At 60.2% G+C, this 18,538-nt stretch carries 15 protein-coding genes; 10 read left to right on the plus strand and 5 right to left on the minus strand.

Annotation, left to right across the window (positions count from 1 at the left end; genetic code table 11):
* The first annotated feature begins 37 nt into the window (after positions 1–37).
* A complete protein-coding gene (locus tag ODQ19_RS07200) occupies positions 38–733 on the plus strand; it encodes an alpha/beta family hydrolase (RefSeq protein ID WP_330209681.1) in 696 nt (231 codons plus the stop codon).
* 104 nt (positions 734–837) lie between these two features.
* Here ODQ19_RS07200 and ODQ19_RS07205 read toward each other — a convergent pair whose 3' ends face one another.
* Both ODQ19_RS07205 and ODQ19_RS07210 read right to left on the minus strand, forming a co-directional pair.
* Positions 838–2,403 (minus strand): methyl-accepting chemotaxis protein, encoded by a 1,566-nt coding sequence (locus ODQ19_RS07205; RefSeq protein WP_014719440.1) that lies wholly within the window; start codon positions 2,401–2,403, stop codon positions 838–840.
* A gap of 216 nt (positions 2,404–2,619) precedes the next feature.
* The gene (locus ODQ19_RS07210) at positions 2,620–3,411 is read right to left on the minus strand and encodes a CPBP family intramembrane glutamic endopeptidase (protein ID WP_330209682.1); all 792 of its coding nucleotides are present in this window, start codon (positions 3,409–3,411) and stop codon (positions 2,620–2,622) included.
* A 422-nt stretch (positions 3,412–3,833) separates the two neighbouring features.
* On the opposite strand from ODQ19_RS07210, the gene ODQ19_RS07215 reads away from it, so the two are divergent.
* Entirely contained in the window at positions 3,834–4,694 is an 861-nt protein-coding gene (locus ODQ19_RS07215) for a DMT family transporter (protein ID WP_330209683.1), read from the plus strand.
* A gap of 131 nt (positions 4,695–4,825) precedes the next feature.
* Here the strand turns inward: ODQ19_RS07215 and ODQ19_RS07220 are convergent, their stop codons facing one another.
* The gene (locus ODQ19_RS07220) at positions 4,826–5,710 is read right to left on the minus strand and encodes a DMT family transporter (RefSeq protein ID WP_197883817.1); all 885 of its coding nucleotides are present in this window, start codon (positions 5,708–5,710) and stop codon (positions 4,826–4,828) included.
* A 161-nt stretch (positions 5,711–5,871) separates the two neighbouring features.
* Between ODQ19_RS07220 and aceK the strand changes: the two genes are divergently transcribed.
* From aceK to ODQ19_RS07245, 5 genes are all read left to right on the plus strand, one after another.
* The gene (aceK, locus tag ODQ19_RS07225) at positions 5,872–7,581 is read left to right on the plus strand and encodes a bifunctional isocitrate dehydrogenase kinase/phosphatase (RefSeq protein ID WP_003193146.1); all 1,710 of its coding nucleotides are present in this window, start codon (positions 5,872–5,874) and stop codon (positions 7,579–7,581) included.
* Between the two features lie 205 nt (positions 7,582–7,786).
* Positions 7,787–11,698, plus strand: coding sequence for an ATP-dependent RNA helicase HrpA (gene hrpA, locus ODQ19_RS07230; protein ID WP_330209684.1), 3,912 nt, complete (start codon positions 7,787–7,789; stop codon positions 11,696–11,698).
* A 288-nt stretch (positions 11,699–11,986) separates the two neighbouring features.
* A complete protein-coding gene (locus ODQ19_RS07235; RefSeq protein WP_330209685.1) occupies positions 11,987–13,108 on the plus strand; it encodes a beta-ketoacyl-ACP synthase III in 1,122 nt (373 codons plus the stop codon).
* A 145-nt stretch (positions 13,109–13,253) separates the two neighbouring features.
* Entirely contained in the window at positions 13,254–13,868 is a 615-nt protein-coding gene (locus tag ODQ19_RS07240) for an RNA polymerase sigma factor (RefSeq protein ID WP_116667034.1), read from the plus strand.
* Positions 13,862–14,098 carry an anti-sigma factor family protein gene (locus ODQ19_RS07245; RefSeq protein ID WP_014719432.1) on the plus strand — a complete coding sequence of 79 codons (237 nt, stop codon included), beginning with the start codon at positions 13,862–13,864 and terminating at the stop codon, positions 14,096–14,098. The genes ODQ19_RS07240 and ODQ19_RS07245 overlap by 7 nt, the downstream gene beginning before the upstream one ends.
* Before the next feature lie 132 nt (positions 14,099–14,230).
* Here the strand turns inward: ODQ19_RS07245 and ODQ19_RS07250 are convergent, their stop codons facing one another.
* Positions 14,231–15,553: a putative porin gene (locus ODQ19_RS07250; protein ID WP_003193136.1), complete on the minus strand. Its 1,323-nt coding sequence runs from the start codon at positions 15,551–15,553 to the stop codon at positions 14,231–14,233.
* Between the two features lie 284 nt (positions 15,554–15,837).
* Here ODQ19_RS07250 and ODQ19_RS07255 point away from each other — a divergent pair, with 284 nt between their 5' ends.
* The 3 genes from ODQ19_RS07255 (at position 15,838) to ODQ19_RS07265 (ending at position 17,544) form a co-directional block, all read left to right on the plus strand.
* Positions 15,838–16,962 (plus strand): GNAT family N-acetyltransferase, encoded by a 1,125-nt coding sequence (locus ODQ19_RS07255; protein WP_003193134.1) that lies wholly within the window; start codon positions 15,838–15,840, stop codon positions 16,960–16,962.
* Positions 16,963–17,039: 77 nt separating this feature from the next.
* Positions 17,040–17,318 carry a BrnT family toxin gene (locus tag ODQ19_RS07260; protein WP_330209686.1) on the plus strand — a complete coding sequence of 93 codons (279 nt, stop codon included), beginning with the start codon at positions 17,040–17,042 and terminating at the stop codon, positions 17,316–17,318.
* Positions 17,296–17,544: a BrnA antitoxin family protein gene (locus ODQ19_RS07265; protein WP_032895852.1), complete on the plus strand. Its 249-nt coding sequence runs from the start codon at positions 17,296–17,298 to the stop codon at positions 17,542–17,544. The genes ODQ19_RS07260 and ODQ19_RS07265 overlap by 23 nt, the downstream gene beginning before the upstream one ends.
* 148 nt (positions 17,545–17,692) lie before the next feature.
* Here the strand turns inward: ODQ19_RS07265 and aqpZ are convergent, their stop codons facing one another.
* On the minus strand, positions 17,693–18,394 hold the full coding sequence (gene aqpZ, locus ODQ19_RS07270) for an aquaporin Z (protein ID WP_116667031.1): 702 nt from the start codon (positions 18,392–18,394) through the stop codon (positions 17,693–17,695).
* Positions 18,395–18,538 lie beyond the last annotated feature (144 nt).

The raw sequence follows: 18,538 nt of genomic DNA on the forward strand, positions 1-18,538 counted from the left end.
GGCTGGAGTTATAGGCAGACTAAAAAGCGAGGCAAGCATGGGCAAAGAGCACAAGGCCAGTATTGACGGGGATCAATGGGCGCAGTGTGTACGGGAACACGGCTGGTTGTGGGATGTCGCTGCGGGCACGACGTCGGGTGAGCCGGTCACGCTGATCCTGGCCCACGGCGCCGGCGCGCCGATGGACTCGGCGTTCATGAACGACATGGCTGCACGCCTTGCCGGGCATGGCGTGAGCGTATTGCGCTTCGAGTTTGCCTACATGGCCCAGCGCCGTATGGACGGCGGCAAACGCCCGCCGAATCCGGCACCGAAACTGCTGGAAGGCTGGCGCGAGGTGCATGCCCAGGTGCGACGTCATGTCGCTGGGAAACTGGCGATTGGCGGCAAGTCCATGGGCGGGCGGATGGCGAGTCTTTTGGCTGATGAGTTGGGTGCTGACGGGCTGGTGTGCCTGGGTTATCCCTTCTATGCGGTGGGTAAACCGGAGAAACCACGGGTCGAGCATCTGGCCGGGCTGAAGGCGCCGACGTTGATTGTGCAGGGTGAGCGCGATGCGCTAGGCAATCGAGCGGCGGTTGAGGGGTATGACTTGTCGCCGAACATCGAGCTGATGTGGCTGGTGGCGGGGGATCATGATTTGAAGCCGTTGAAGGCGTCGGGATTTACCCATGAGCAGCATCTGGACGCGGCGGCGGTGCAGGTGTCGAGTTTTTTGCTGAGTCTTGAATGAAACCTGTGGCGAGGGAGCTTGCTCCCGCTGGGCTGCGCAGCGGCCCCAAAAGTCTTGGGAGCGCTTCGCACTCCAGCGGGAGCAAGCTCCCTCGCCACAGTGGTTTATCGGTTAAAACGCTCCACCAGCGAATACTGGGTATTGGCGGTATGCGTCAACTCTTCACTCAGTTGCGCCGAGTTCATGGCCTGCTCTGAAGTCTGGTCCGCCAACAGCGCAATGGTGCTGATGTTGCGGCTGATCTCCTCGGCCACCGCACTTTGCTCCTCGGTTGCGGCTGCGATCTGAGTGGTCATGTCGGTGATATTGGCCACCGCCTCACTGATGCCCACCAACGCCTGGTCCGCTTCCATCACCCGCGCTACACCTTCTTCAGCCTGACGGTGCCCGGCGTCCATGGTTTGCACGGCCGCAGCTGCGGTGTGTTGCAGCTTGGCGATCAGGGTATGGATCTGCCCGGTGGATTCGGCCGTACGCTGCGCCAGTTGGCGCACTTCATCGGCGACCACTGCAAAACCACGGCCCATCTCACCGGCCCGCGCGGCTTCGATAGCGGCGTTGAGTGCCAGCAGGTTGGTCTGGTCGGCAATGCCTTTGATCACGTCGACCACACCGCCGATTTCATCGCTGTCTTTGGCCAGTTGCGTGACGGTCACACCGGTCTCCCCAACGGCTGCCGAAAGACGCTGAATCGCCTCGCGGGTTTCCCCGGCGATATCGCGGCCGCGCCCGGTCAGGCGGTTGGCTTCCTGGGTGGCGTCGGCGGTGCGCTGCACGTGGCTGGCCACTTCCTGGGTGGTCGCCGCCATCTGGTTTACCGCAGTGGCCACCTGTTCGGTTTCCACGCGCTGGCGTTCCAGGCCGCTGGAGCTGTTGTGCGCCAGGGTGTTGGACTGCGCGGCCTGGTCGTTGAGGTGCTCGGCTGTGTCCTGCAGGCGGGTAAGGCAGGTCTTCAGACGCGCTTCCTGGCTGAGGATCGACATTTCCAGGCGCGCCTGTGCGCCACGGCTGTCGGTGTACATCTGCGCGATCAACGGGTCGGATGTGGTCTGTTCGGCCAGGCGCAGCAAACGCTTGAGGCCGCGCTGCTGCCAGCTCAGGCCCAGCAGGCCCAATGGCACCGACAGCGCCGCTGCCAGGGCAAAACCCCATTGGGAGGTGAGGGTGGCGCCGATCATGAAGCTCAACTGGCTGACCAGGATAAACGGCAGCCAGTCCTGCAACACCGGCAGCCATTTGTCCCGCTGGGGAACGGCCGACTTGCCTTGGTTGATGCGTTGATAAAGCGCCTCGGCCCGGCGGATCTGCTCGGCGGTGGGCTTGATGCGCACCGATTCGTAGCCGATCACCTGGTTACCGTCAAAGACCGGCGTCACATAGGCGTTAACCCAATAGTGGTCACCGGTCTTGCAGCGATTCTTGACAATGCCCATCCATGGCAAGCCTTGTTTGAGCGTGGACCACATATGCGCGAACACGGCCGGAGGCACATCCGGGTGACGCACCAGGTTGTGTGGCGCGCGCACCAGTTCTTCGCGGGTGAACCCACTGATTTCGACAAAGGCGTCGTTGCAGTAGGTAATCACACCCTTGGCATCTGTGGTGGAGATCAACCGTTGCTGAGCGGGGAAGGTACGTTCGCGCTGGGTAACGGGTTGGTTATTACGCATGATTGTTCAATCCGCAAGGCTTTCAGGGGGTATCGGCCATGCGGGGCATTTATTTAACTTATTTTTGCAACAATCCTGGGAGCAGTGGGCTGGCTGTGGCGAGGGAGCTTGCTCCCGCTCGGGTGCGTAGCGCCCGCAAGTTTTCTGGGGCCGCTTCGCAGCCCAGCGGGAGCAAGCTCCCTCGCCACAACAGCTCGCTCCTACAGTAAGAAATGCTTAGCTGGCGAGCATCGGGTAGGTAAACAACCCGAAGTGCAACAGATTCAAGCCAAAATGCGTGGCAATCGCCGCGCCTAGCCCGCCGAACCGATACGCCAGGCCGTAACCCACACCGGCAATACCCGCCAGCAGCATCCACTGCCACCCCGCAGCAAAATGCACCAGGCCAAATAACAGCGAGGCCAGCAGCAGCGCCAGGTTCTCGCCATAGGGCAGGTGTTTGAAGCGTTGGCTCAGACCGCCCTGGATATACCCGCGAAACAGCGCTTCTTCGACCAACGTCACCAGCAGCAGGTTGTTCAACACCCACAGCCACGCCTCGTCCGGCCACTTGGGCGCCCAACTGATCATCCCCAGCAGGGCCGCGCCACCCAAGGCGGCGATGGCGGCCAGGGTCAGCGCCACGGCCGTGACGCAGATCGACAGGCGCAATGAGCGTCGCGCCACGATCCACGGGCAGGCCAGCAACAGCCAGAAGCCGATCAGGGGTTTGTCCTGGTTCAGGTACATCGAGAAGGGCACTGAGTCGGGAGTAAAACGCTGGGGCGCAATACCGCGGCCGTTATAGAAACCCGGCAGCCAGTGCATCGCCAGGCCCAAGGCCAGGACAATAAACAAGCCGTGGCCCAGGTAGCGCGCCCAAGGGTTGCGTTGCTGGCGCACGGCGTACCCGGCCACCAGCAGCAGTGCGATGGATACCGCCGCCAGTACGCCCAGTTGGCCGTAGATCAAAGCCACGACATAGCCAATGGAAAGTAGGGTGAGGTACAGCCAGGGCAAAGCAATCATGTGAAATCCCTCGAAAAATCCGGGCAGCATTATAGCGAGTGGCCAGGTTCTAGGGCATGAAAACGCCTCCACGTACAAGGCAAGGGGGAAAGGATTGCAAAGTATGTTTGCGGCTGGTTATAGTCGTCGCGTCTTAATCCCTTCAAAAAAGATCAGCACATGCCAGCTTCCCAGCGCATAGCGGTAGTCGATTCAGCGGTCAACGCTGTGGTCGTGCCGTGCCGTGGCAAGCAGCCTGCGCAGATCAGTCATTACCCCCCACCTGTCAGTAGCACGCCGGTGCACGCAGTCGTAGCACCGCCGGGTGTTGGCATTTCGGGCTGATCAGCGATTCGCTGTTGCCCGTGCCTGCCTGAAAAAAAACCTACTGAAATTCAGTTTTTTACTGAGTCGGCTTTTTTGCCTGATAACAGGTGGTAACCATGTCTGTGCTTTCAAAACAATCCGTGGCCGCGGCGGCCTCGACGAGCTTGTTTGTCTTGCTGTGGAGCAGCGGGGCGATCTTCTCCAAGTTAGGCCTTGCCCATGCTTCGCCCTTTGCCTTTCTGTTGATCCGGTTTGCCATCGCCCTGATGGGGTTGGTGGTACTGGTACCGATCCTCAAGTTGAAGCTGCCACGTCCCGGCAAGCCCCTGCTGTATGCGGCCGCGACGGGCCTGGTACTGCTGGGGGCCTACCAGATCTTCTATCTGCTGGCCCTGGACCTCAACGTCACCCCCGGGGTGATGGCGACCATCATGGGCGTGCAGCCGATCCTTACCGTGGTATTGATGGAGCGCCAACGCTCCTGGCGCCGGCTGTTCGGCCTGGGGTTGGGGTTGGCGGGCTTGATCATGGTGGTGTATCAGGGCATCGGGCTGGCGGGCATGTCCCTGGCGGGGATGCTGTTCGGGCTGCTGGCGCTGGCGAGCATGACGTTTGGCTCGATCATGCAAAAACGCATCACCGACAATCCCTTGGGCACGCTGCCACTGCAATACCTGGCCGGGTTGCTGCTGTGCGCGGTGTTCGTGCCGTTCCAGCCGTTCCACTTTGAACACGGTGCACGTTTTTACCTGCCGGTACTGTGGATGGGGCTGGTGGTGTCCGTGCTGGCGACGTTGTTGCTGTACCGCCTGATCGCCCGGGGCAACCTGGTGAATGTCACCAGTCTGTTCTATCTGGTGCCGGCGGTAACCGCGGTGATGGATTACCTGATCTTCGGCAATCGTCTGGCGCTGTTGAGCGTGCTGGGAATGGCGTTGATCATCGTCGGTTTGATCTTCGTGTTCCGTAAGAACTAAAAACCACCCCCTGTAGGAGCGAGCTTGCTGTGGCGAGCAAGCTTGCTTGCGCTGGGGTGCGAAGCACCCCCAGGAGCTTGCGACTGCTACGCAGTCGAGCGGGAGCAAGCTCCCTCGCCACAGGGGCGCTCCTACAGTTTTTGCGGGCGCAGCACCAACCACAACGCCCCGGCAATCAACACCCCGCCATACAGATGGGCCATGGACAATGGCTCATCCAACAGCAGCGCCCCCCACAACACGCCGAACGGCGGGATCATAAAGGTCACGGTCATCGACTTGACCGGGCCAATGGATGACAGCAGGCGGAAGTACAGGATGTAGGCAAACGCCGTACACACCAGCCCCAACCCCAGCAGCGACGACCACACCTGCCAGCCGCCCCAGCTCGCCGGTGGATGGCTGATGGCGCTGTAGGCAAAGAACGGCAACAGGAACAACGTCGCCCCCAACATGCTGCCCAAGGCCGAGAGGCGGCTGTCCAACCCGCCGCGCTGGTCCAGCCAACGCCGCGCCAGGAAACCGGCAAAGCCATAGCAGGTGGTTGCCAGCAGGCACGCCAATGCGCCCATCAATAATTCCAGATCAAAGGCCACCGGCCCCGCACGCGTGAGCACGGCAACGCCAAACAGCCCCAAGGCGACACCTGCGATTTTCGACGGCGTCAGGCGTTCGCTGAAAAACAATCCGCCAATCAGCACGCCCATCAGCGGTGTGGTGGCGTTGAAAATCGCCGAATAACCCGCCGGCAGTACCTGCGCCGCCACTGAATACATGGTCGCCGGAATCCCGGAGTTGATCACCCCCAGCAGCAAAACGGTTTTGAACTTGCCCTGGAAATCCCAGCTCACGCGCATCATCGCCAGGATCACCAATAAACCCGCGGCGGCAATCGACACGCGGAAAAACGCGGTGGGCACTGTGCCGATTTCCGGCGCGATAATGCGCATGAACAGGAAACTCGCGCCCCAGATGGCAGCCAGCCCCAGCAGATACAGGGTGTCAACAGGTCTCACGGAAAACTCCTACGCCAATCGGGCGCAGAAGTGTTGCCCAGCGGGCAGGTCGGCACAATGGCTAATTGCAGTCAGTTCACCCCTGCGCAAAATCATTCTTCTCCTGCCTCGGTTCACTGGCTAAGCTCTGGGCTTCCAGATACCCGTTCGAGGTTTCCCGCATGTCGCAGTCCGCCCTCGCTATCGCCCGGATGATCCTCGACGGTTTCGACGATTACCGTGAGCACTTCCGCCAGATCACCGATGGCGCCCGTGAGCGTTTCGAGAAGGCCCAGTGGCAGCAGGGGCAGGCCGCGTCGGCCGCGCGCATCAACCTCTATGAAGAGAAAGTCGCTGAGGTCACGACCCGCCTGCGCGCCAGTTTTGACCCTGCAGCGTTGCAGGACATCGGCCAGTGGCCCCTGGTAAAAAGCGCCTATATCGGCCTGATCGATCTGCGTTTTGACGATGAACTGTCCGAGACCTGGTACAACTCGATCTTCTGCGGCCTGTTCAGCCATGACCTGATCAGCGACGGCTGCATGTTCATCCACACCACCCGACCGAGTCTGCGCCGGGCGCGGGCGGCGCAAACCCGTATCTACACGCCGGCCGGTAAAATAGCGGACATGCTCGCACAGGTTTTCTCTGACTACAGCTTCAGCGAGCCCTACGCCGACCTGCCCGCCGACCTGCGCCGTCTCGAAGCCCAGTTGCGGGAAAACCTGCCGGATTGGGTGTGCAAGGACCCGGACCTCAAAGTCGAGTTGTTTTCCTCGGTGCTGTACCGCAACAAAGGCGCCTACCTCGTGGGGCGCATCTACACCCGCGACGAACAATGGCCGCTGGTGATTCCGCTGCTGCATCGCGAAGGGCGTGGCATCCAGATCGATGCGTTGATCACCGACGAAGCCGACGTGTCGATCATCTTCTCGTTCACCCGTTCCTATTTCATGGTCGACGTGCCCGTGCCAGCAGAATTCATCGGCTTTCTCAAGCGCATCCTGCCGGGCAAGCACATTGCCGAGCTGTACACCTCCATCGGTTTCTACAAGCACGGCAAATCCGAGTTCTACCGCGCGCTGATCAACCACCTGGCCACCACCGATGACCAGTTCATCATGGCCCCCGGCGTGCGCGGCATGGTCATGAGCGTGTTCACGCTGCCGGGTTTCAATACGGTGTTCAAGATCATCAAGGACCGCTTCTCGCCGTCGAAAAACGTCAACCGCGCCACGGTGATCGAAAAGTACCGCCTGGTAAAAAGCGTCGACCGCGTAGGGCGCATGGCCGATACCCAGGAGTTCGCCGACTTCCGCTTCCCCTTGAGCAAGTTCGAGCCCGAGTGCCTGGCCGAGTTGCTGGAAGTCGCCGCCGGTACTGTCGAAGTGGAGGGCGACACCGTGCTTATCCGCCACTGCTGGACCGAGCGACGCATGACCCCGCTCAACCTCTACCTCGACAACGCCAACCCCGCCCAGGTGCGCGAAGCATTGGAGGATTACGGCCTGGCGATCAAGCAACTGGCGGCAGCGAATATCTTCCCCGGCGACATGCTGCTGAAGAACTTTGGCGTCACCCGCCACGGCCGCGTGGTGTTCTACGACTACGACGAAATCTGCTTTCTCACCGAAGCCAACTTTCGCCATATCCCCGCGCCGCGCACCCCCGAGGATGAAATGGCCTCCGAGCCCTGGTACTCCATCGGCCCGCTGGATGTGTTCCCCGAGGAGTTCCCGCCGTTCCTGTTTGCCGACGCCGGGCAACGCAGATTGTTCGATGAGCTGCATGGCGAGCTGTACAACGCTGATTACTGGAAAGGCCTGCAGGACGCGATTCGTGCCGGTAAGGTGATCGACGTATTCCCCTACCGCCGCAAAGACCCGCTTTAACCTATTGCCCCTGTGGGAGCGGGCTTGCTCGCGAATACGGTGGTTCAGTTGATACATCTGTGACTGACACACCGCTTTCGCGAGCAAGCCCGCTCCCACATTTTGGTTCGGTTTACACCCGTTGAAGCTCAACTGCCTGCCAGATGGGCTGCTTTTCTGCCACACTTGCCGGCCGTGCATAAATAGATGACCGTCGAAATAGCTGATGACAGACCAAGCACCCACCATCGACCAACTGCTCAAAACCCTCGATCACGCCATGCTCGCAGACCGCCACCGCTTGCGGCGCCAGTTGCTTGAGCTGCGCAAGAAGCCCGACGAGGAGAAGCTGGCGCAGTGGGTGGCGCGCATGCAGGCATCGTGCGCGCAGGTCACGGCGCGGCGCGCCAGCCTGCCGGTGATTCGCTATGACGACAGCCTGCCGATTGCCGCCAAGCGCGATGAGATCAAGGACGCGCTCAATAAACACCAGGTGCTGATCATTGCCGGTGAGACCGGCTCGGGTAAAACCACGCAGTTGCCGAAAATCTGCCTGGAAATCGGCCGCGGCCAGTTCGGCCTGATCGGTCATACCCAGCCACGTCGGATCGCCGCGCGCAGTGTCGCCAGCCGCGTCGCTGAAGAACTGGCCACACCATTGGGCGCGTTGGTCGGCTATCAAGTGCGCTTTGAAGACCAGAGCGATGCCAACACCCTGATCAAGCTGATGACCGACGGCATCCTGCTGGCCGAAACCCAGAACGACCGTTACCTGGAACGCTACGATACGATCATCGTCGACGAAGCCCACGAACGCAGCCTGAACATCGACTTCCTGCTCGGCTACCTCAAGACCCTGTTGCCGCGCCGCCCCGACCTGAAAGTCATCATCACCTCGGCCACCATCGACCTGGAGCGCTTTTCCAAGCACTTCGACGATGCGCCGATCGTCGAGGTGTCGGGCCGTACCTTCCCGGTGGACACCTGGTATCGCCCACTCACCCTGGAACAGGACGAGGAGGGCAACCGCGTCGAGGACGACCTGACCGTCGACCAGGCGATCCTCGCCACCCTCGATGAAATCGCCGCCTATGAGCGCAGCGAACGGCGCAGCCCAGGCGATGTGTTGGTGTTTTTACCCGGCGAGCGCGAGATTCGTGACGCGGCCGATATGCTGCGCAAGGCCCAGCTCAAGCACACCGAGATTTTGCCGTTGTACGCACGGCTGTCGCCGGCCGAGCAGCAGCGCATTTTCCAGTCCCACCCGGGCCGGCGCGTGGTACTGGCGACCAACGTCGCGGAAACCTCGCTGACCGTGCCGGGCATTCGCTATGTGATCGACAGCGGCACGGCGCGCATCAGCCGCTACAGCTACCGCGCCAAAGTGCAGCGTTTGCCCATTGAGGCGATTTCCCAAGCCAGCGCCAACCAGCGTAAAGGCCGTTGCGGCCGGGTTGAGCCGGGCATTTGCGTGCGCTTGTACAGCGAAGAAGATTTTATCGCGCGCCCGGAATTTACCGACCCGGAGATCCTGCGCACCAACCTCGCCGCCGTGATCCTGCAGATGCTGCACCTGCGCCTGGGCGAGATCACCGATTTCCCGTTTATCGAACCGCCGGATGGCAAGGCCATCAGCGACGGTTTCAACCTGCTGCAAGAACTCTCGGCGGTGGACCGCAACAGCCAGCTCACACCGCTGGGCCGCCAGCTCGCCCGCTTGCCGGTGGACCCGCGCATGGGTCGCATGTTGCTGGAAGCGGCCAAGCTCGGCAGTTTGCAGGAAGTGTTGATCGTCGCCAGCGCCATGTCGATCCAGGATCCGCGCGAGCGCCCACCAGAGCGTCAACAAGCGGCCGACCAGGCCCACGCGCAGTGGAAAGATCCGGATTCGGACTTCGCCGGGTTGGTCAACCTGTGGCGCGGTTTCGAGGAGCAGCGCCAGGAACTGACCGCCAGCCCGTTGCGCAACTGGTGCCGCAAAAACTTCCTCAACTACTTGCGCCTGCGCGAGTGGCGCGACTCCCATCGTCAATTGAGCCTGATCTGCCGCGACATGCAGCTGAGCCTCAACAAAGAGCCCGCCGACTATCCGAAGCTGCATAAAGCCGTGTTGTCCGGCCTGCTCAGCCAGATCGGCCAGAAGACCGAAGACGGCGATTACCTCGGAGCGCGCCAGCGTCGCTTCTGGATTCACCCGTCTTCGGGTATCGGCAAGAAGCGCCCGCAATGGCTGATGACCGCCGAACTGGTGGAGACCACCAAGCTCTATGCACGTATGGTGGCGAAAATCGACGCCGACTGGATCGAGCCGCTGGCCGGGCACCTGATCAAGAAAAACCACTTCGAACCCCATTGGGAGAAGAAGCGCGGCCAAGTGGTGGCCTTTGAACAGATCACCCTGTTCGGGCTGATCGTGGTCGGGCGCCGGCCGGTGCATTACGGGCCGATTGACCCGGTGGTGTCCCGCGAGCTGTTTATCCGTGAAGGCCTGGTGCGCGGCGAGATTCAGTCCCGTGCCAAGTGCCTGACGGCCAACCAGAAACTGCTGGAGCAACTCGACGAGCTGGAAGCCAAGGCTCGCCGTCGCGACATCCTGGCCGACGAAGAAACCCTGTACGCCTTCTACGATGCGCGCCTGCCCGCAGAGATTCACCAGACCGCCACCTTTGACAGTTGGTACAAGGTCAACAGCCAGAAAGACCCGCAACTGTTGATCATGCGTGAAGAAGACGTACTGGCCCGCGAGGCCAGTGAAGTCACCGCCGCGCATTACCCGGACACCTTGCACCTGGGCGACCTGGCCCTGGCCTTGAGTTACCACTTCGAACCCAACCACCCCCGTGACGGCGTGACCCTGCGGGTGCCGGCGCCGTTGTTGCCGGCGTTGCCAGCCGAGCGCCTGGAGTGGCTGGTGCCGGGGTTGATCGAGGCTAAGTGCATCGCCCTGGTGCGCAACTTGCCCAAGGCGTTGCGCAAAAACTTCGTACCGGTGCCGGACTTCGTCAAGGCCGCGCTGCAACGCATGGAATTCGGCCAGGGCTCGTTGCCCCAGGCGCTGGGACGTGAATTGCTGCGCATGACCGGTGCGCGGGTCAGCGATGAGGCGTGGGCCGAGGCGGCGCAACAGGTGGAAAACCACCTGAAGATGAACCTGGAAGTGGTCGACGGCCAGGGCAAGTTCCTTGGCGAAGGCCGTGACCTGGCTGAGCTGACCGCACGGTTCGCCGAAGCCAGCCAGGCCGCCTTGGCCGTGCCGCAAACCGCGAAAAGCCAGCAGCCGGTAGAGGCCAAGGTGTTTGCGGCGGTGGCGCAAAAGACCCAGCAGAACATCGCCGGCCTGTCGATGACGGTGTACCCGGCACTGGTGGAAGAGAACGGCACGGTCAAGGAGGGACGTTTCTCTACCGCCGCCGAAGCCGAGTTCCAGCACCGTCGCGCCTTGCAGCGCCTGCTGATGCAGCAATTGGCGGAACCGGCGAAATTCCTGCGCGGCAAATTGCCGGGGCTGACCGAACTGGGCTTGATGTACCGCGAATTGGGGCGTATCGACGCGCTGGTGGAAGACATCCTGCTGGCCAGCCTCGACACCTGCGTACTCGAAGGCGAAGCCAGCCTGCCAAGGGATGGCGCTGGCCTGGCGGCCTTGGCTGAACGCAAGCGCGGCACTTGGACTGAGCACGCCGAACGCCTGGCACGCCTGACCCTGGAGGTGCTGAAACTCTGGCACGGCCTGCAAAAACGCTTCAAGGGCAAGATCGACCTGGCCCAGGCCGTAGCCTTGAACGATATCAAGCAGCAACTGAGCAACCTGGTGTACCCAGGTTTTGTGCGGGAGACCCCGGCCCAGTGGTTCAAGGAACTGCCGCGTTTCCTTAAGGCCATCGAGCTGCGCCTGGAAAAACTGCCGAGCCAGGTGCAAAAGGACCGTGTGTGGAGCAGCGAATTGGGCGGCCTGTGGGCGCAGTACCAGAACCGCCTGAACAAACACACCCAGGAAGGCAAGCGCGACCCGCAACTGGAGCTGTACCGCTGGTGGCTGGAGGAATACCGAGTGTCGCTGTTTGCCCAGCAGTTGGGCACCAAGGTACCGATTTCCGATAAGCGCCTGAGCAAGCAATGGAGCCAGGTAGATCCCTGAAGCCCTTACCCACCTGTAGGAGCGAGCTTGCTCGCGAAAAACGTCAACGATAACGCGTGTTTCCTGGATAAACGCGGCGCCTATGAGTTTTTCGCGAGCGAGCTCGCCCCTACAGCTGGGTGTTTGTCTGGCCTATAGCGCCAAATCCCCAGTGTTGTGGCAAACTTCGCGGTTACAAGATTGAATAAAAGCATTGCCAGTTTGATGCCCGCTGGATGACATCAAACCACTTTAAGTTTGGTACGACGGTACCAATATCTTCTGCCTGACAGATTTAGAGGAACGACCGTGCATAACGTCGTCATCAGCGGCACTGGCCTGTACACCCCGGCCAACAGCATTTCCAACGAAGAGCTGGTGGAGTCTTTCAATGCCTACGTACAACAGTTCAACGCCGACAACGCCGCCGCTATCGAACGTGGCGATGTGCAGGCGCTGACCGAGTCGAGCGCGGCATTCATTGAAAAGGCATCCGGCATCAAGAGCCGTTTTGTGATGGACAAGGACGGCATCCTCGATCCGCAGCGCATGGCTCCACGGCTGCCCGAGCGCAGCAACGACGAATGGTCGGTGCTTTGCCAGATGGCCATCGGTGCCGCCGAACACGCCCTGCAGCGCGCCGGCAAGACCGCCGCCGACATCGACGGCGTCATCGTCGCCTGCTCCAACCTGCAACGCGCTTACCCGGCGATCGCCATCGAAGTCCAGGAAGCCCTGGGTATCCAGGGCTTCGGTTTCGACATGAACGTGGCGTGTTCCTCGGCCACCTTCGGTATCCAGAACGCGGCCAACAGCATCCAGTTGGGCCAGGCCCGGGCGATTCTGATGGTCAACCCGGAAGTCTGCACCGGCCACCTGAACTTTCGTGACCGTGACAGCCACTTCATCTTCGGTGATGCCGCCACGGCGGTGATCCTGGAGCGTGCTGACCTGGCGACGTCCGAGCATCAGTTCGATGTGGTGAGCACCAAGTTGCTGACCAAGTTTTCCAACAACATCCGCAACAACTTCGGCTTCCTCAACCGCACGGCGGAAGAGGGCATCGGCGCCCCCGACAAGCTGTTCGTGCAGGAAGGCCGCAAGGTGTTCCGTGATGTCTGCCCGATGGTGGCCGAATTGATCGGCGAGCACTTGGCAGAAAACCAGCTGAGTGTCACTGATGTGAAGCGTTTCTGGCTCCACCAGGCCAACCTGAGCATGAACCACCTGATCGTGAAGAAACTGCTGGGGCGCGACGCGTCGGTGGAAGAAGCACCGGTGATCCTTGATACTTACGCCAATACCAGCTCGGCCGGCTCGGTGATTGCGTTCCACACTTATCAGGATGACCTGCCCAAGGGCGCGGTTGCCGTACTCAGCTCCTTTGGCGCCGGGTATTCGATTGGCAGTGTGATCCTGCGCAAACGCTGAGTGTGTGGCCGGACGCGGTCAACTGTGGGAGCTGGCTTGCCTGCGAAGGCATCGGCTCGGTGTGCCTGAATCACCGAGTTGTCTGGATCGCAGGCAAGCCAGCTCCCACATTGACCGTATTTCCACGGCAAGATTGAGGTAAACGATGGCAGCAGCGGACGACGCGCACCTGCTTGAACGCCTGCTCAAGGGTGAGCAGCGGGCTTATAAGGAATTGGTCAACACTTACCAGAGTGCAATGCGTGCAGTGGCCTATGCCATCGTCGGCCAGCGCCACGCCGATGAGGTGGTGCAGGATGCCTGGCTCTCGGTGGTGCGCAACCTGGCCAAGTTCGAAGGGCGATCGAGCCTCAAGACCTGGCTGTTGACGATCACTGCCAACTCCGCAAAGAGCCGTTACAAACAAAATCGTCGGGAAGTGCTGCTCGACGATTTGCCCTCACCCCACGGCACTATTGGCGATGACCGCTTCAGCCCGGATGATGGCCATTGGGCTGTCGCCCCTTACGCTTGGCACCAGGACACCCCGGAAGCGCTGCTGACCGAAGATGAATTGCGCAAGTGCCTGGAGCATACGATTCTGAGTTTGTCTGAATTGCAAAGCAGTGTGCTGGTACTGCGTGAACGCCAGGGCCTGGAACTGGAAGAAATCTGTAATCTTCTGACCCTTTCACTCTCCAACGTCCGTGTGCTGTTGCATCGAGCACGGCTTAAAGTCTTCGCCACGGTGGAGCATTTTGAGGAAACGGGCGAATGTTGACCTGTAAAGAGCAAGTAGCGCGTTCCAGTGACTACCTCGATGGGCAATTGACCTTTCGGGAGCGTCTGCTGGTGCGTCATCACTTGATGTTCTGCCCGAACTGCCGGCGCTTTATCCGTCAGATGCGCCTGATGCAGGCGACACTCAAGCGTATGCCGCAGGAGCCGGTGGAAGGTGTTGATGCGCTGGCCGAACAGCTGGCCGCCGAGCGCCGTAAAGACATCATGTAGGAGCGAGGGGGACGCCTAGTTCTTGCTCGCGAAAAACGTCAACGATAACGCGGGTATCCTGGATAAACGCGTTGCCTGTGGGTTCTTCGCGAGCAAGAACTAGGCGTCCCCCTCGCTCCTACAAGTTAGGCGTTAGAACTTGGCTTCAGCATCCAGCTGCAAGGTGTTGGTATCGGCATCCCGCTGAGTCCGGCTGGCGAAGTCAGCCTTGGTCAGGAAGTAGGTGGCGCCGATGGCGAAGTTCTTGTCGATGTCGTAGCTCACTTTCATCTTATGACCGCGCGAACCGGTGGTGCCGTTGGCGAAGTCCGAATCGGTGAAGGCGCCTACGACGGCATTACGTTGAACGTCGCGGTAGTTGTAGTCCAGGTTCAAACCGAACACCTTGGACTTGGCACCCAGCAACCAGGCGGTGTCCTGGTCGGTCACCGCATCGTTGTTTTTCACGTACTGGCCGTAGAACGACAGCGGCACGGCCAGGCCGCCAATGTCTGCTTGCGCAAAGCCTTCGTACAGGCGGAATTCATTGTTGGCCGAGTTGCCGTTGACCGCCAGTGCGCAAGGCGTGGTGGTGGTTGTGCAGCGGCTGTCTTCGTCATTCTTGTAGGCGTAGATGCTGCCGCCCAAGGTCATTTTCAGGTTGTCGGTAACCGAGAAACGCGTGCCCAACTGGCCGGACGTCAGGCGCAGGTCATGGCGAAATTGCACGCCGTCACCGTCCACGTTGTCCTTGAGGTTGTAGTTACCCAGGCTACCGAACAGCTCAGCGCTGCTACCCAGTGGGTATTTGTAGGTGACGGCCAGGCCTTCAGGGTTGATGTCGCTATCCCAGATCACATCGCCCATGTTCACCCACGGCTGCAGCATCTTGCCGCCGATCACGTGCAGGTTCTTGATCTGGTCCGGGTGGTAGTCGATGTAGCCGAGGTCCAGCCAGATCGACTTCTTATCGAAGTAACCATCCTGGTCCTGGTTGGTGGAGCGAGCATCGTCGCCGCCGCCGGTGGCAATACGGATACCGGTGTCCACCTGCGGGTTGATTTCGGTGTAGGCACCCAGGCGGGCACGGATACGTTGACGGTCCTTGTCACGCCCACCGTTGTTGGGCTCGCCGTCGATCTTGATGGTTTCCTGGCGGAAGCGCACATCGCCCTTGAACTGGGTCTTGGCTGCCCATGCCAATTTCTGGTCGAAGCTGCTCAGCTCGTTGGTTTTTTTCGCAGTGGCCGCGATCTGCTCGTTGGTCTCTTGTTGAGCTTGGCGTGCGATCTGCTGTTCTTTCTGATCCCTGGCCAGTTCCATTTGCAGTTCGGTGTACTGCGCCGCGGTGATCTGGCCGTTGGCCTTGAGCATGTCGAGCAATTTAGCGTCGACTGCAGCGCTGGCTGGAACGCTCAGTGCCAGCAACAGGCCGCCACACAGGACCGCCGCAGTTTTAGTGGAAGCAAGACGCATATCAATCTCCGAAAGTGAGGAGGGATGGCAACACCCTCCAGGACACAACCGACCCATGACGGACGGAAAAATGTCGCCCGGTAGACCCGGACGCTCTAAAAACTGGCGTCAGTATCGCGACCGTTTATGACGGAGTAGTGGCTAAGTGATTTCATCTAGATGACAAATCGTTGCGCTACGGAACTAAGGGTTTTGGCGCCTGTCGGCGTGTTTTGAGGATGTGCGCGCGGCTGTGATCAGCGATACTCGCCAGGTTTTCATGCCAAGAAACAATGAGGATGCCGATGCCGCTGCAACGCCTGGACAGCCTGTCCGATATCGCTGCGCACACGTGGGATGCCCTGATGCCACAGGCCCAGCCGTTTATGCAGCATGGGTTTCTCAGCGCGCTGGAAGACAGCGCCAGTGTCGGCCCGCATTCGGGCTGGCAGACGGAGCACTTGCTGCACTGGGAAGGCGACCGGTTGATGGCGGCATTGCCGGGTTATCGCAAATGGCATTCGTATGGCGAGTACGTGTTCGATCACGGCTGGGCCGATGCCTGCGAGCGCGCCGGCATCGACTATTACCCCAAGTTGCTGACGGCCGTGCCGTTCAGCCCGGTCGGTGGGCCGCGTGTGTTGGCTGCCAGTGCCGCAGACGCTTTCGAATTGCTCAATAGCCTGCCGGGGTATCTGGAGATCGAAGGCCTGTCGAGCGCCCATATCAACTTTACCGATGCCCTGGCCGATGAAGCCATGGCCCAACACCCCGGCTGGTTGCAACGCTTGGGTTGCCAGTTTCATTGGCAGAACCGAGGCTACCGCGACTTCCAGGATTTTCTCGACGCCCTGAGTTCACGCAAGCGCAAACAGATGCGCAAAGAACGTGAACAAGTGGCAGGGCAAGGTATCGAGTTCGAGTGGTTGCAAGGCCATGAGCTGAGCGAAGCGCAATGGGACTTTGTCTATGCCTGCTATGCCAACACCTACGCGGTGCGCCGGCAATCGCCCTACCTGACCCGCGCTTTTTTCAGCCTGCTGGCTGAACGCATGCCCGCGGCCATCCGCGTAGTGCTGGCCAAACAAGGCACGCGGCCGGTGGCGATGGCCTTCAGCCTGCTCGGTGGCGACAGCTTCTATGGCCGCTACTGGGGTTGCCTGGCGGAATTCGACCGCCTGCATTTCGAAACCTGTTTCTACCAAGGCATGGACTACGCCATCGCCCACGGCCTGCAACGCTTCGATGCGGGTGCCCAGGGGGAGCACAAATTGATTCGCGGGTTTGAGCCGGTGATTACGCGGTCCTGGCACTACCTGCGCCACCCGGGGTTGAAGAACGCTGTGGAAGATTTTCTTGAGCGCGAACGGGTGGGGGTTCTGGCGTATGCCGAAGAGGCGAGGGCGGCCCTGCCTTATCGGCAGGTCTGAACCATCGGTCTGGCAACACCACCGATTAACAATAAAGCCGCTAGTATGTATGTACAAACGTACATACAGGATGTGCCATGCATTTTGAATGGGATGAATCTAAGAACAAAGCCAATATTACTAAGCACGGCATCGACTTTAACGACGTCCCAGATATTTTTCGGCATCCAATGCTGGCCTTGCGCGATGATCGGGCAGATTATGGCGAAGAGCGTTGGATCAGTATTGGCTGGATCAAATTGTTAATGGGTGTGGTCGTATATACCGAGCGGTGCGGTGATGTGATCCGTATCATCTCTGCGCGAAAAGCAACCAAGAAGGAGGCCAAATACTATGACGCAAACATCGAAAACTGATTGGGAGCGCCTGGCCAACATGAATGATAAAGAAATCGACACCAGCGATATTCCTGAGCTGGACGCCGAATTTTTCCGACGCGCCGAGTTACGTGTTCCGGTGAAGCAGGCGGTGACCATTCGGCTGGATGCCGATGTTCTGGAATGGTTCAAAGGCCAAGGCACCGGATACCAGACACGCATTAATCAATTGTTGCGTCAGTACATGCAAGCCCACCAGGGTTGAAGCGCATTCAATAGAGGTCAGGCCGTAAAACACACTGTAGGAGCGAGCTTGCTCGCGAAGAACGTGCAGACGACGCGGGATTACAGCTGTAAGCACCGCGTCATCGTTAGTGTTTTTCGCGAGCAAGCTCGCTCCTACAGGGATTGGGTCAAGCGGGTTTTTCTTCACCCAACCATCGGTAGGTAATGCCGCCGATCACCGCGCCGAGGATCGGCGCGAGCCAGAACAACCACAACTGCTGGAGTGCCCAGCCGCCGACAATCAACGCAGGCCCCGTGCTGCGGGCCGGGTTGACCGAGGTGTTGGTCACCGGGATGGAGATAAGGTGGATCAGCGTCAGCCCCAGGCCAATGGCGATGGGCGCGAAGCCTGCAGGGGCTCGACGGTCGGTAGCGCCAAGGATGATCAGCACGAACATCGCAGTCATCACCAGCTCGCAGACAAAGCCTGCCGCCATTGAATAACCACCGGGTGAGTGTTCGCCATAACCGTTGCTTGCCAGCCCGGACGCTAGCTCGAACCCTGGTTTGCCACTGGCGATGAAGTACAGCAGTGCGGCGGCGATGGCGCCACCGATCACTTGCGACACGATGTAGGCCGGCAACTCTCTGGCCGGAAATCTGCCGCCCACCACCAACCCCACCGAGACGGCCGGGTTAAGGTGGCAGCCGCTGATATGCCCGATGGCAAACGCCATGGTCAGTACCGTGAGTCCGAAAGCCAGGGATACGCCGAGCAGGCCGATGCCGACGTTGGGGAACGCTGCGGCCAACACGGCACTCCCGCAGCCACCCAACACCAGCCAAAACGTACCCAGTCCTTCCGTTACGGAACGTTTGAACAGTGACATGAACACTTCCTTAGATTGCTCTATCTGATTAACGGTCTGTGTGGCTTCCCTTCCGCCTTAAATCAGGGCCCTCCTGGGGCCTGATTGCAGTACAGCAGGATTGTGTCGCAAGACCAGCCAGATAGAGAAAGCTGTCAGAATTGT

Origin of the sequence: Pseudomonas sp. AM4(2022) (assembly GCF_036346515.1) — a bacterium.
Lineage (GTDB): Bacteria > Pseudomonadota > Gammaproteobacteria > Pseudomonadales > Pseudomonadaceae > Aquipseudomonas > Aquipseudomonas paracarnis.